A 12,622-nucleotide genomic window follows, 5' to 3' on the forward strand; every position below is an offset into this window, starting at 1 on the left:
GCGCGGTGCCGGAAAGCGGCCATTCTACGGGCGCGCGGTGAAACCGGGCGTGTGGTCGGTGCCGCTTGCGCCGGTGACGCGGCCCACACCGGCGCAGATCAGCTGCCGCGATAGGTGGAATAGCCGTACGGCGACAGCAGCAGCGGCACGTGGTAATGGCCATGCTCGCCTAGGTTGAAGACGATCGGCACCATCTCCAGGAACGGCGGGTCGGCCAGCGCGGTGCCGCTGGCCTGCCAGTAGCCGGCCACGTCGAACTCCAGCCGGTAGCGGCCCCTTGCCAGATGCAACGTGGCCAGGGCCGGGCAGCGCCCGTCGGCATCGGTGGCCGCCTCCAGGCACAGGGTGTCGCCGGCGAACAGGCGCAGCGTGACGCCCGCAGCCGGGCGGCCGGCGGCGGTGTCGAGCACATGGGTGGAGAGCGTGCTCATGCCACCGCCTGCGTGGGCTGTGGCCATTGGCCGACGAATTCGGCCTGGTCGTAGCCCAGGTAGGCCTCGACCATGGCCTGGCGGTCGTCCAGGAACAGCTGATCGGCCACCGCCCGTGCCAGCCGCGGCAGCGCCACTTTCAGCCCCGATAACGCCGCTGCAGACAAGCCGTGGTTGATCAGCGCCGAATAGTTGAAGGCGAACAGCCCGTCCACCGCGGCGGCATCGTCGGGCGTGCGGGGCAGTAGCTCGAATCCAGGGCCCAGGTAGGGGTGCGCGTCCAGCACCGGATTGGCCTGGCCGGGCGGGGCCTGGTAGCGGTCGGCCCAGCAGGCGATGCGCCCGGACAGCGCGGCCAGCTCCGGGCGCAGCCGCGGGTCGGTGACCAGGCCGGTGGCGATGGCCAGGAAGTCGAAACGGTGCTCGCCCTGCGGGGTGCGCACCACCACCACGTCATTGTGTTCTTCCACGCCCAGCCATGGCGCGTCCAGGTGCAGCGCAAAACCGGCATGCGCGCAGGCACGCTGGAAGGTGTCGTTGGTGGGCGGTTGGTTGCGGCCGAAGAAGCTGGCCATCATGCGGTACTTGTCGGCGTCGGGCAGGGCGGCGAAGCGTGGAATGATGCCGGCCTGTTCCATGTGGCGGATCGGGTTGACCCGCGGCAGCGCGGCGCGGCGCACGAACACCTCCGCACGCGCCACGCCCTGGTCCAGCGCGAAGCAGGCGTTGTCGAACGCCGAGGCGCCGCCGCCCAGGATGCCCACGCGCTTGCCGGCCAATGCGGCGTAATCGATGGGGCCGGAAGTATGCGCGTAGCGCTGCGCCGGCAGGGCCTGGGTGATCCACTCAGGCACCTGCCATTGGCCGCCGCCCTGGATGCCGGTGGCCAGGATGATCTTGCGCGCCATCAGCGGCGCGCCCATCGCCAGGTGCAGGCGATGGATGCCGGGCGCGGCGTCTGGCTCGATGCGCACCAGCTGGGTGGCATTGCGCACCGGCAGCCGCAGCGCCGCGCGGTACCAGCGCAGGTAGTCCATCCAGGTGCCGCGCGGAATCTTGTCCAGCGCGTCCCAGCCGGCGGCGCCGTGCTGCGCCTCCCACCAGGCGCGGAAGGTGAGCGTGGGCACGCCCAGGTCGATCGAAGTGATCTGCTTGGGCGTGCGCAGCGTCTGCATGCGTGCGTAGGTGACCCAGGGGCCCTCCTGCCCGGGCGGGTTTTCGTCGATCACCAACACGTTATGCACGCGCTCGCGTTGCAGGGCGAAGGCCGCGCCCAGGCCGCTCTGCCCGGCGCCGACGATGACCACGTCGTACACATGGCCGGCCGGATGCACGCGCGGGCGCACCCAGGGTTCGCCGCCGTGGGCGAGGCGTTGCAGGTCGTGTTGCAGCGCGTGTTCGAGTTGAGCCAGGCTCATGGCAATGCCTCCAGGCGCAGGTGCACGATCTTGCCGATCTCGGCGAGGGCGGTGGCGATTTCGTCGTTGCGTGGTGCGTCCAGGCGACGCTGCAGTTCGGCCAGGATCCCGGCCTTGTCCTGCAAGCGCACGCAGATCACGAAGGGGAATCCAAAGCGCTGCCGGTAGGCATGGTTGAGTGCGTGAAAGCGGTGGAATTCGTCTTCGTCGAGCCGGTCCAGGCCGGCCGAGGCCTGCTCGGCGGCGGAGGCGGCGGTGAGGGTGCGGTCGATTGCGGCCTTGCCGGCCAGTTCCGGATGCGCGCGGATCAGCGCCAGCTGATCGTCGGGTGAGGCGTCGTACACCACCTGCATCAATCCGCCAAACACATCGTCGAACGGGCGGCGGCGCGCAGCGCGTTCGACCACCCACGGCGAATGCTCGAACAGCGCGCGGTAGCGCGCCACGAAGGCGGCGGTGTCCAGCGCGTTGGCATCGATCACGCTCATGCGTGGCTGCCTTGCAGCGAGACGTGCGCAGCCACCACTTTCCAGCCATCGGTAAAGCGCACCCAGGTCTGGCTCTGGCGGCCGTGCGCGGTGCTGCCCTCGCGCACGAATTCCGCATGCGTGGTGGCAAGATCCTGGCCGAAGCCGTGCACCGCAACGTGCACGAGCTGGCGCTGCGGCGAGCCGCCACGACCGATGCGAAATGCACGGATCGCCTCGCTGCCGTACAGCACTTCGCCCACGCCATAGCGCACTGTGCTTGGCGCGGCATGGAACAGCGCATCCATCGCGGCGATATCGTCGTGCATCAAGGCGTGCTCATACGCATGGAATGCCGCGGTGACCTCGGCGATCACCTCCGGCAGATCGATGCTGGCCGTGTCGATGCTCATGCCGGGTGCACCTGTAGCCAGTGACGCGCGATGTCGATGCGGCGTGCAACCCAGGCATCGCCACTGGCCAGCACGTGATCGACAAAACGTGCCAGCGCTGCGGCACGCGCCGGCTTGCCGACGATGCGCCCGTGCAGGCCGATGGAGAGCATGCGCCCGCCTTCGCTGCGCAGCTGTTCGAAGCTGTCGTGCAGATAGCGGAAGAACGGCTCGCCATCGGCAAAACCATTGTAGGCGACGAATTTCATGTCGTTGACATCGAGCGTGTACGGCACGATCAGCTGCGCACGGCCGTGGCGCCGGTCGTAGTACGGCACGTCGTCGGCATAGCTGTCGGCGTCGTAGACGAAGCCGCCTTCCTCGGCCACCAGACGCGCGGTATTGGGGCTGGTGCGGCCTTGATACCAACCAAGCGGGCGGCTGCCGGTGACTTGCGTATGCAGGGCGATGGCCTCGGCCAGATGCGCGCGTTCGGTGGCTGCATCCACGTGCTGGTAGTCGATCCAGCGCAACCCATGGCTGGCGATTTCCCAGTCGGCCGATTGCATCGCCGCCACCGCCTCGGGATTGGCGGCGAGCGCGGTGGCGACACCGAACACGGTGACCGGCACGCCGCGCGCGCTGAACAGCCGATGCAGCCGCCAGAACCCGGCGCGGCTGCCGTATTCGTACAGGCTTTCCATCGCCATGGCGCGTGCGCCCGGATGCGACGGCGCGCCGACCATTTCCGACAGGAACGCTTCCGAACCGGCATCGCCGTTGAGCACGCAGTTTTCCGCGCCCTCTTCGTAGTTGATGACGAACTGCACCGCGATGCGCGCGCCACCTGGCCATTGCGCCGGCGGCGGCGTGGCGCCATAACCGACCAGGTCGCGCGCCGTACTCATGCAGCCGGCTCCGCATGCCAGGCGGCGCGTGCGGCTTCGACCGCCAGGCCTTGGGTGCACGCGTAGCCCTCGGCGCGCAGCACCGCTTCCAGTGCGGCCAGGGTGAGCAGCACCTTGTGCTTCATCGCGTTGTAGCCCATCGCACCGATGCGCCAGATCCTGCCTTGCAGCGGGCCGAACGCGGTGCCGATCTCGATTTCGAAATCCTCGCGCATGCGCCGCCGCACTGCTTCACTGTCGACGCCGTGCGGGATCACCACGCCGGTGACATTGCTCATGCGGTGCGCATCGTCGCCGAACACCTCCAGCCCCAGTGCGCGCACGCCGGCGCTGACCGCGCGGCCGGCAGCCGCATGCCGGGCGTAGCGCGCCTCCAGGCCTTCCTGCAAGGCCACGCGTGCGCATTCGCGCGCGCCGTACAGCATGGTGGTGGCTTCGGTGTGGTGATTGAGGCGCTTGTCGGACCAGTAATCCATGATCATCGCCAGGTCGAAATAATTCGAGGCGATGCGTGGGCCGCTGCCGTTGGCGATGTCCTCGCGCACGATGCCGCGTTCGACATGCCGCCGCGCAAAGATCGCCTCCGCTGCCGCGGCAGAGACAGTGATCGGCGCCGAGCCGGACGGCCCGCCCAGGCATTTCTGCAGCCCCGCGGTGACCACGTCCACCTCCCAGCGGTCGCTGGCGATGTCCATGCCGCCGATGGTGGCTGTGGCGTCTACGTAACTCAGCGCGCCGGCCGCCCGGCATAGCGCGCCTAGGCCATCGAGCGGCTGCGCCATGGTGGTGGAGGTGTCGCCGTGCACGGTGGCCACCAGCTTGGGTGCCACGCTTGCGATCGCCTCGGCAATCGCCGCCAGCGGCACCACCTCGCCCCACGGCGCATCCACGGTGTGGACGTCGGCGCCGAGCCGGCCAAGGATTTCGGTCAGCAACAAACCGAAGCGGCCGAAGTTGATCACCAGCACACGGTCGCCCGGCTGCACCAGCGACACCAGCGCGGCTTCGATGCCGGCGCGCGCCGTGCCATCGACCAGAAAGGTCCAGCGGTTCTGGGTGCCGAACAAGGGGCGGTACAGCGCCATCACCTCGTTCATGTAGGTGGTCATTTCCGGGTCGAACTGGCCAAGCAGGTCGGCCGCCATCGCACGCAGCACGCGTGGATGCGCATTGACCGGGCCGGGGCCCATCAACAGGCGTTGCGGCGGATCCAGTTCGCCGAAGGTGTGCAGGTGGCGCAGGTCAGGTGCCAATGGGAGCTCCGAAGTGTTCGATGAAATGGCGCATCACCGCCAGGGCGACCTCGGCATCGGCCGGGTCGACGTGTTCGTCCGGATGATGGCTGATGCCGCCGGCGCAGCGCACGAACAGCATCGCGGTGGGGCAGAGCGCCGCCATCACCATGGCGTCGTGCCCGGCGCCGGAGACCAGCGGCCGTGGTGTGATGCCTTGCGCGGCGACCGCTTGCGTCAGGCGGGCGATCAATGCCGGCGCGCAGGGGCTGGCCGCCAGCGCCTGCAGCGGCTCGACGGCGATGGCAACCCCGCGCGCGGCAACCACCTGCTCCAGGGCGCGTTCGATCTGCGCCACTGCAGCGTCGCGGCGGTGGTCATCGCCGGCGCGCACGTCCAGCGTGCAGTCCACGCGGCCGGGCACCACGTTGATGGCGCCGGGGGCGACCTCCAGCTTGCCAACGGTGGCAACCAGATCGTCGCCGCCACTGCGCGCAATCTGCTCGATCATCAGCAGCGCTTCGGCGGCCGCGCTCAAGGCATCGCGGCGCAGCGCCATGGTGGTGGTGCCGGCGTGGCCGGCGCGGCCGTCGAAGCGCAGCCGAAAGCGCCGTTGCGCGGCGATGCCGGTGACGATGCCAACCGGCAGCTGCGCGACTTCCAGCACCGGGCCTTGTTCGATATGCGTTTCCAGATACGCCAGCACGCTGCCCGGCACGCGCGCGGCTTCATGTAGACGTGCGGCGTCCAGGCCCCACGCGGCCAGCGCGGTGGCCACGTCGACGCCGTCTGGATCGCGCACGGCCAGGGCGGCCGCATCCAGCGTGCCGGCCACCGCGCGGCTACAGAACATCGATGCCGGAAAGCGCGAGCCTTCTTCATCGCCGAACCCAACGACTTCGATCGCAAACGGCAGCCGGCGCCCTTGTGCGTGCAGCGCGGCCACGCATTCGATGCCGAGCAGCACGCCCAGCGGGCCGTCATAGCGCCCGGCCGCGCGCACGCTGTCCAGGTGGCTGCCGATCAACAGCGCCGGTGCGTGCGCATGCGCGCCTTCGTAGCGCCCGACCAGATTGGCGGCCGCATCCAGGCGCACCTGCATGCCGGCCTGGCGCATCCACGCGCCCACCTGCTCGGTGGTGGCGCGATGCGCCGGGCTGAGCCAGCTGCGGAACAGACCGGTGGGGGTGTCGCTGAAGGGCGCCACGCCCAGCGCATCACAGCGCGCCACGGCCCGTGCGCCGGAGGCAACGGGGGCGTTGCTGGCTACCGCACTCAGCATGCGGTGATCCGGCAGTGGTGGGACAGGGCAAACGCAGCGGTGGGCTGGGGCATGTCTGCGTGCTCGATGTCGTGGCCCGTGTTGCGGGGCGGGAGGGGCGTCTCGACTATACGAACGTCGTCGTGTCGCCCCAAAGCGGTTTTTTTCGAGGTTGCCGTTGCAAAAAATGCGACGGGCCTGGAGCGAGCACCTGCACAGAGGAGCGCGGGGCATGCAGTAGCCGAATCCCGTGCTGCGCGCATCGCCGACCGGACGTGCCAGGCCCATTGCCGGACTGTTACAGTCGGTGCGGGGCATGAATCGGATTCACCAATGGCGCGCGATAATTTCAAGGACCTGCTGGCGCTGATCGCCATCGTGCGGGAAGGCAGCTTCACCCGGGCCGCGGCAAAGCTGGGGGTGTCGCAGTCGGCGCTCAGCCACACCATCCGCGGGCTGGAAGCGACGCTCGGCCTGCGCCTGCTCACCCGCACCACCCGCAGCGTGGCGCCGACCGAGGCCGGCGAGCGCCTGATCCAGACGGTGGCGCCGCGCTTTGCCGAGATCGAAGAGGCGCTGTCGGCGCTGAGCGAGATGCGCGACACCCCGGCTGGCAGCGTGCGCATCACCGCCACCGACTATGCCGCGCGCGAAATCCTGTGGCCCAAGCTGGCGGTGCTGCTGCGCCAGTACCCGGACATCAAGGTGGAACTGGTGGTGGACAACGGCCTGACCGACATCGTGGCCGACCGTTACGATCTCGGCGTGCGCCTGGGCGACCAGGTGGAAAAAGACATGATCGCCGCGCGCATCGCGCCGGACATGCGCATGGCATTGATCGCCTCGCCCGCCTACCTGGAACGCCGGCCGCTGCCCAAGACCCCGCAAGACCTCACCGCGCACCTGTGCATCAACCTGCGCATGACCACCGCCGGCGGCATCTACGCCTGGGAACTGGAAAAGGACGGCCGCGAGATCGCAGTGCGTGTGGAGGGCCAGCTCACCTTCAACAGCATCTATGAAGCATTGGATGCGGCGCTGCAGGGGTTCGGCATCGCCTTCGTGCAGGAAGACCTCGCCCGGCCGCACATCAAGGCCGGGCGGCTGCGTTGGGTGATGAAGGACTGGTCACCCACCTGGCCCGGCCTGCATGCGTTCTACCCCAGCCGCCGGCATTCCTCGCCCGCGTTCAACCTGGTGCTGGAGGCGCTGCGGCATAAGGGCTGAGGGTTGCGCTGGTGTTGGGACGCGGTCGAAATCCTGAGCGTGTATCTGGCCAGGGAGCTGGAACCGCGCAGTATCACGGCCAACACGGTGGCGCGCGGTGCCATTGCCACTGGCTTTCCCGGAGGTGCGGTGCGCGATACGCCGGCCTACACCAAGGCCTTTGCCGACATGACCGCGTTGGGCCGGGTGGGCGTGCCGGACGACATCGGCCCGATGGTCGCCAGCCTGTTGAGCGAGGACAACCGCTGGGTCACCGGGCAGCGGATCGAGGTGTCTGGCGGCCAGACGATCTGAGCTGGCTGAGGCGGTGGAATCAGCATGTGTTTGTTCGACTGTTTCGTTGGTGCTCGCCAGTCGTTTCGATGGGAAGCGCCGCGCACGAGCGCGATAGTGCGTGAAGCCCGCGCACTGCGCGGGTCTGCAACCCCGGAAATTGTAGTCGGCGTATCCGAATGCAATCGCAATCGCTGACGTCATCGCACACCACGTAGAGCGCGCTTGCGCGCGATGAAGCTGTCCCGGTAACGCCCCATCGCGCGTAAGCGCGCTCCTACGACCGCCGACGCGTGTGGGAGTGTCGTGACATCAGACCAGCCACAACAGATTCGCCTGTTTGGCAGAGGTGTGTCGTATGCGTGATTGTGACCGCCATCCGTGACGGCGGCGCACACCACGTAGGAGCGCGCTCGCGCGCGATGAAGCTGTCCCGGTAACGCCCGATCGCGCGCAAGCGCGCTCCTAAGACCGCCGATGCGTGCGGAAGTGTCGTGACATCAGACCAGCCACAACAGATTCGCCTGTTTGGCAGAGGTGTCGTATGCGTGATTGTGACCGCCATCCGTGACGGCGGCACACAGCACGTAGGAGCGCGTTTGCGCGCGACGAAGCTGTTCCGGTAACACCCCATCGCGCGCAAGCGCGCGCCTACGACCGCCGATGCGTGCGGAAGTGTCGTGACATCAGACCAGCCACAACAGATTCGCCTGTTTGGCAGAGGCGTTGCACGCGTGACTGTGACTGCCATCCGTGACGGCGGCGCACATCATGTAAGAGCGCGCTTGCGCGCGATGAAGCTGTCGCGGTGACGTCCCATCGCGCGCAAGCGCGCTCCTACGGCCGCCGATGCGTGCGGGAGTGCCGTGAGATCAGACCAGACACAGAGGATTCGCCTGTTTGGCAGAGGTGTCGTATGCGTGACTGTAGCCGCCATCCGTGATGGCGGCAGACACCACGTAGGAGCGCGCTTGCGCGCGATGAAGCTGTCTCGGTGACGCCCCATCGCGCGCAAGCGCGCTCCTACGACCGCCGATACGTGCGTGAGTATCGTGACATCAGCCCAAGCACGGCAGATTCGCCTGTTTGATGGACGTGTTTCATGCGTGACTGTGACCGCCATCCGTGATGGCGGCGCGCATCAGGTAGGAGCGCGCTCGCGCGCGATGAAGCTGTCCCGGTAACGCCCCATCGCGCGCAAGCGCGCGCCTACCGAGGCCATGTGCGTGGCCAGCCGGTGCCGCGTTCAGCACCGGGCGCATGACCTCCGCCCAAGCCTGAGTAGACAGGTTGCGCAGACGGCCAGGCAGCGGAAACGCACCCGATCCAATGAACAGCGCTCATAAGCCCATGCGCTTTGGCCAGCTTTATCGCACTGGCCATCCTGCGTACGCTGCGCAGCCTGGCGTTGCCCTTGTTGAGGCTTGCAACGCTGCGTGCGTTGCGGCGTGGGCGCTATGCGCCAACCGTGACTTCTTCAGAACAATGCCTCACAGCGCAGCGTGTGCGCATGCCACAGCTCGGTGCTCCCACGCCGTCGATGTGCGGTGCTAAAGCGCAGTGGCGCTCTCCCGTTCCAGTCTTCAAAGGATCCTGCATGTCTTCCGCATCCACTGCTTCCGCCGCCGTGCGCGCTGCGCCCAGCGCCAGCCGCCAGACCTGGAGTGCGGTGGGCTCGTTGTCGTTGTGCGTAGCGTTGTTGATCGCCTCCGAGTTCATGCCGGTCAGCCTGCTCACGCCGATCGCGGCCGATCTGCATGCCACCGCCGGCATGGCCGGGCAGGCGATCTCCATCTCGGGGTTGTTTGCGGTGCTGGCCAGCCTGCTCATCGCGCCACTTACGTCGCGCTTCAATCGCCGGCATGTGCTGATCAGCCTGAGCGCGGTGATGTTGCTGTCATTGTTGCTGATCGCCAATGCGCATTCGTTCGGCATGTTGATGGCGGCGCGTGCGCTGCTGGGGATCACCATTGGTGGGTTCTGGGCGCTGGCCACCGCCACGGTGATGCGCATGATGCCGGAAGAGGCGGTACCCAAGGCGCTGGGCATCGTCTACATCGGCAACGCGGTGGCGACCGCATTTGCCGCTCCGTTGGGTAGCTATCTGGGCGCGGTGATCGGCTGGCGTGGCGTGTTCTGGGGCATGGTGCCGTTGGTGGCGCTGACCATCGCCTGGCAGTGGCACAGCCTGCCATCCTTGCCTGCGCAGGGCGGCACCTCGCTGGGCAGCATCGCCGCATTGCTCAAGCGTCGCTACGTGGCGCGCGCGATGCTGGCGATCATGTTGGGCTTTGCCGGTGCGTTCTCTGCGTTTACCTATTTCCGTCCGTTCCTGGAGAACGCCGCGCACGTGGATGTATCGCACTTGTCGTTGCTGCTGCTCGGGCTGGGCCTGGCCGGTTTTGCCGGCACCTATGCCGCCACGGCCCTGCTGCCGAAGCGCTTGTTCAGTCTGCTCACGGTGCTGCCGGTGGCGTTGGGCGTGGCCACCCTGGCGATGCTGCTGACCAGCCATCTGCTGTGGGGCGTGGCAATCGCGATGATTGCGTGGGGCACACTCAATTCGGCATTGCCGGTGGCGTGGTCCACCTGGCTGAGCCGCTGCATCAAGGACGCACCGGAAGCCGGTGGCGGCCTGATGGTGGCCGCCATCCAGCTGGCCATCATGCTCGGTGGTGCACTGGGCGGCGTGCTGCTGGATCACGTCTCCATCGCCGCCACCTTCATCGGTGCCAGCGTGCTGCTGCTGGCTGCATCGCTGGTGGCCGGTAATGGCGCGCGGTTGCAGCCTTGACCGTGAAATCCTCCTCAATTTCGGCCCGCGCGGCGAGATGGTTTTAGGGTTTAGGCCGCCTGCTTTGGTGAGCCACTTACGCCTGATCTGGCTGGTGTTCCCAGCGACTCGTTTGCGTGTGCGATGTACGTGCTCAGCGGCTGCGAGAGGACATGCGGAGCTTGGGAGCGCGATAGGGTCCACGGTGCAACGCATGCAGCCTGGTCGCTGCTCAGGCGCCCGGTTTGCTGCTGCTACAAGACTTGATCCGTGCTGCGCTAGGTAGATCGGCTGCGTCTAAATCACCGCCAAACAGCAGACAGATCGAGCAAGCGAGCCGATCCATCTCATCCGCACAGGTGCTGACTCAAAGGAGGCCGAGCGGTCGCTGGCGCAACTGCCAACCGTGCCCTCACACATGCACTGAACACGCCATCGGCACAATCGATTGTCAGCCCCTCATGACAGTCACACGTTGATCAATGTCCTGACCCTCAATGCCCACATGGGCTTTGACCTGCTCAAGCGGCGCTTCATTCTTGCCGCGTTGCGTGAGGCCATTCGCGAGGTCTGCGCCGAGATCGTGTGCCTGCAGGAAGTCCTGGGCGAACACGCGCTGCACGCCCGGCGACACGCGCAGTGGCCTGCCGTGGCGCATTACGAATATCTCGCGGAAATGCTGTGGCCGCAGTTCTCCTATGGGCGCAATGCGGTGTATCCGCACGGGCACCATGGCAATGCGGTGTTGTCGAAGTTTCCTATCTCAAGTTTCGCCAATCACGATGTGTCCGTGCCCGGCCACGAGCCACGGGGGGTACTGCACGCGGTGCTGCAGGTGCCGGGCTGGTCGGAGGAGCTACAGGTGTTCTGCGTGCACCTCGGCTTGCACGAAGCGCACCGGCAGCAGCAGATCGGCCTGCTGTGCGCGCGGGTGGCTGCGCTCTCGGCCGATGCGCCGGTCGTGGTGGCGGGCGACTTCAACGACTGGCGGGCGCGCGGCCATCCGCTGCTCACGCGCTGTGGTCTGGTCGAGGCCGTCGAATGCATGCACGGGCGCGTGGCGCGCAGCTTTCCCTCGCGCTTTCCGGTCTTGCCGCTGGACCGCATCTATCTGCGCAATCTGCGGGTGGTGCAGGCGCGCGTCCTGTCCGGTCTGCCGTGGTCGCGGCTCTCCGATCATCTGCCGTTATTGGCGAGTATCGCGCCATGAGCCGGCAGCCCGCGCTCTGCTGGCGCCAAGGGCATCGCATGCGTCTGCTGGAAAATGGCGAGAACTACTTCGCACGCTTTTACCAGATGATCGCCGCCGCGCAAGACGAGATTCTGCTGGAAACGTTCATCCTGTTCGAGGATGCGGTGGGCCTGCAATTGCAGCAGCACCTGATCGACGCGGCACAACGCGGCGTGCGGGTACACCTGCTGGTGGATGCATTCGGCTCGTGCGCATTGTCCCCGCGGTACGCACGCGACCTTGCCGAGGCGGGCGTGCAGCTGCGCCTGTTCGACCCGGAGCCCACACCGCTGCGCAGGCGCATCAATATGTTCCGCCGCCTGCATCGCAAGCTGCTCGTCGTCGATCAGGCCATTGCCTTCGTCGGCGGCATCAATTATTCGGCCGATCAACTGGCCGGGTCAGGGCCGCAGGGCAAACAGGATTACGCCATCGAGCTGCAGGGGCCGGTGGTGTGTGATATCGCTGCCTTCATGCAGCAGGCCGCGCGTGGCAGCGGGGCCGGCGAGGGCTGGACGCCGGATCCGTCATCACCCGCATCAACAGCTGCCGAGAGCGGCGAGGTTTGCTTTATCGCGCGTGACAACGGCTCACGCTCGCGCAGCATCGAACAGGCGTACCGGCAGGCATTTGCCGATGCGCGGCAGGAAATCATCATCGCCAACGCGTACTTCTTCCCGGGCTACGGATGTCTGCGTGATCTGTGTGCGGCCGCGCGGCGCGGCGTCCACGTGCGCCTCATCGTGCAGGGACAACCCGACACCCCGCTTGCCTTGTTGGCAGCGCGTTTGCTGTACCGCCAGTTGCTCGCTGCCGGGGTGCAGATCTTCGAGTACTGCGAGCGACCGTTCCATGGCAAGGTTGCGGTGATCGATGGGTATTGGAGCACGGTCGGTTCCAGCAACCTGGACCCACTCAGCCTGGCACTGAACCTGGAGGCGAACGTGCTGGTACGCAACCATGCCTTCGCAGAGGTCTTGCGTGAGCGCTTGTAACGTTTGATGACGCA

Annotated in this window: 12 protein-coding genes; 5 read left to right on the plus strand and 7 right to left on the minus strand. The window is 67.1% G+C overall.

Annotated features, from left to right (window positions below; genetic code table 11):
- Nucleotides 1-98: 98 nt before the first annotated feature.
- Genes uraH through XCC_RS01485 form a run of 7 tightly spaced genes read right to left on the minus strand, consistent with a single transcriptional unit; the run spans nt 99 to nt 6,130 of the window.
- Complete coding sequence (gene uraH, locus XCC_RS01455; RefSeq protein ID WP_011035533.1) at nt 99-458, minus strand: hydroxyisourate hydrolase; 360 nt, start codon at nt 456-458, stop codon at nt 99-101.
- Nucleotides 428-1,849, minus strand: coding sequence for an FAD-dependent urate hydroxylase HpyO (hpyO, locus tag XCC_RS01460; RefSeq protein ID WP_011035534.1), 1,422 nt, complete (start codon nt 1,847-1,849; stop codon nt 428-430). Before hpyO ends, uraH begins: the two co-directional genes overlap by 31 nt.
- Nucleotides 1,846-2,337 (minus strand): 2-oxo-4-hydroxy-4-carboxy-5-ureidoimidazoline decarboxylase, encoded by a 492-nt coding sequence (gene uraD / locus XCC_RS01465; RefSeq protein WP_011035535.1) that lies wholly within the window; start codon nt 2,335-2,337, stop codon nt 1,846-1,848. Before uraD ends, hpyO begins: the two co-directional genes overlap by 4 nt.
- Nucleotides 2,334-2,729 (minus strand): oxalurate catabolism protein HpxZ, encoded by a 396-nt coding sequence (gene hpxZ / locus XCC_RS01470; protein WP_011035536.1) that lies wholly within the window; start codon nt 2,727-2,729, stop codon nt 2,334-2,336. The genes uraD and hpxZ overlap by 4 nt, the downstream gene beginning before the upstream one ends.
- A complete protein-coding gene (puuE, locus tag XCC_RS01475) occupies nt 2,726-3,616 on the minus strand; it encodes an allantoinase PuuE (RefSeq protein ID WP_011035537.1) in 891 nt (296 codons plus the stop codon). The genes hpxZ and puuE overlap by 4 nt, the downstream gene beginning before the upstream one ends.
- Nucleotides 3,613-4,869 carry a pyridoxal-phosphate-dependent aminotransferase family protein gene (locus XCC_RS01480; RefSeq protein ID WP_011035538.1) on the minus strand — a complete coding sequence of 419 codons (1,257 nt, stop codon included), beginning with the start codon at nt 4,867-4,869 and terminating at the stop codon, nt 3,613-3,615. Before XCC_RS01480 ends, puuE begins: the two co-directional genes overlap by 4 nt.
- The gene (locus XCC_RS01485) at nt 4,859-6,130 is read right to left on the minus strand and encodes an allantoate amidohydrolase (RefSeq protein ID WP_011035539.1); all 1,272 of its coding nucleotides are present in this window, start codon (nt 6,128-6,130) and stop codon (nt 4,859-4,861) included. The genes XCC_RS01480 and XCC_RS01485 overlap by 11 nt, the downstream gene beginning before the upstream one ends.
- A gap of 312 nt (nt 6,131-6,442) precedes the next feature.
- On the opposite strand from XCC_RS01485, the gene XCC_RS01490 reads away from it, so the two are divergent.
- From XCC_RS01490 to clsB, 5 genes are all read left to right on the plus strand, one after another.
- Entirely contained in the window at nt 6,443-7,336 is an 894-nt protein-coding gene (locus tag XCC_RS01490) for a LysR family transcriptional regulator (protein WP_011035540.1), read from the plus strand.
- Nucleotides 7,337-7,339: 3 nt separating this feature from the next.
- Nucleotides 7,340-7,630 carry an SDR family oxidoreductase gene (locus tag XCC_RS01495; protein ID WP_019237151.1) on the plus strand — a complete coding sequence of 97 codons (291 nt, stop codon included), beginning with the start codon at nt 7,340-7,342 and terminating at the stop codon, nt 7,628-7,630.
- A gap of 1,576 nt (nt 7,631-9,206) precedes the next feature.
- On the plus strand, nt 9,207-10,403 hold the full coding sequence (locus tag XCC_RS01500) for an MFS transporter (protein WP_011035543.1): 1,197 nt from the start codon (nt 9,207-9,209) through the stop codon (nt 10,401-10,403).
- 454 nt (nt 10,404-10,857) lie between these two features.
- Nucleotides 10,858-11,592: an endonuclease/exonuclease/phosphatase family protein gene (locus XCC_RS01505; protein ID WP_040940399.1), complete on the plus strand. Its 735-nt coding sequence runs from the start codon at nt 10,858-10,860 to the stop codon at nt 11,590-11,592.
- Nucleotides 11,589-12,608, plus strand: a complete 1,020-nt coding sequence (clsB, locus tag XCC_RS01510) for a cardiolipin synthase ClsB (protein ID WP_011035545.1) — start codon at nt 11,589-11,591, stop codon at nt 12,606-12,608. The genes XCC_RS01505 and clsB overlap by 4 nt, the downstream gene beginning before the upstream one ends.
- The last annotated feature ends 14 nt before the right edge of the window (nt 12,609-12,622 follow it).

Origin of the sequence: Xanthomonas campestris pv. campestris str. ATCC 33913, assembly GCF_000007145.1 — a bacterium.
GTDB lineage: Bacteria > Pseudomonadota > Gammaproteobacteria > Xanthomonadales > Xanthomonadaceae > Xanthomonas > Xanthomonas campestris.

Excerpts from the sequence above, each read along its gene's own strand:
- uraD (WP_011035535.1), bottom strand. The coding sequence starts at position 2,337 with ATGAGCGTGATCGATGCCAACGCGCTGGACACCGCCGCCTTCGTGGCG.
- clsB (WP_011035545.1), top strand. The coding sequence starts at position 11,589 with ATGAGCCGGCAGCCCGCGCTCTGCTGGCGCCAAGGGCATCGCATGCGT.
- XCC_RS01485 (WP_011035539.1), bottom strand. The coding sequence starts at position 6,130 with ATGCTGAGTGCGGTAGCCAGCAACGCCCCCGTTGCCTCCGGCGCACGG.
- XCC_RS01500 (WP_011035543.1), top strand. The coding sequence starts at position 9,207 with ATGTCTTCCGCATCCACTGCTTCCGCCGCCGTGCGCGCTGCGCCCAGC.
- hpyO (WP_011035534.1), bottom strand. The coding sequence starts at position 1,849 with ATGAGCCTGGCTCAACTCGAACACGCGCTGCAACACGACCTGCAACGC.
- XCC_RS01490 (WP_011035540.1), top strand. The coding sequence starts at position 6,443 with ATGGCGCGCGATAATTTCAAGGACCTGCTGGCGCTGATCGCCATCGTG.
- uraH (WP_011035533.1), bottom strand. The coding sequence starts at position 458 with ATGGCCACAGCCCACGCAGGCGGTGGCATGAGCACGCTCTCCACCCAT.
- puuE (WP_011035537.1), bottom strand. The coding sequence starts at position 3,616 with ATGAGTACGGCGCGCGACCTGGTCGGTTATGGCGCCACGCCGCCGCCG.
- hpxZ (WP_011035536.1), bottom strand. The coding sequence starts at position 2,729 with ATGAGCATCGACACGGCCAGCATCGATCTGCCGGAGGTGATCGCCGAG.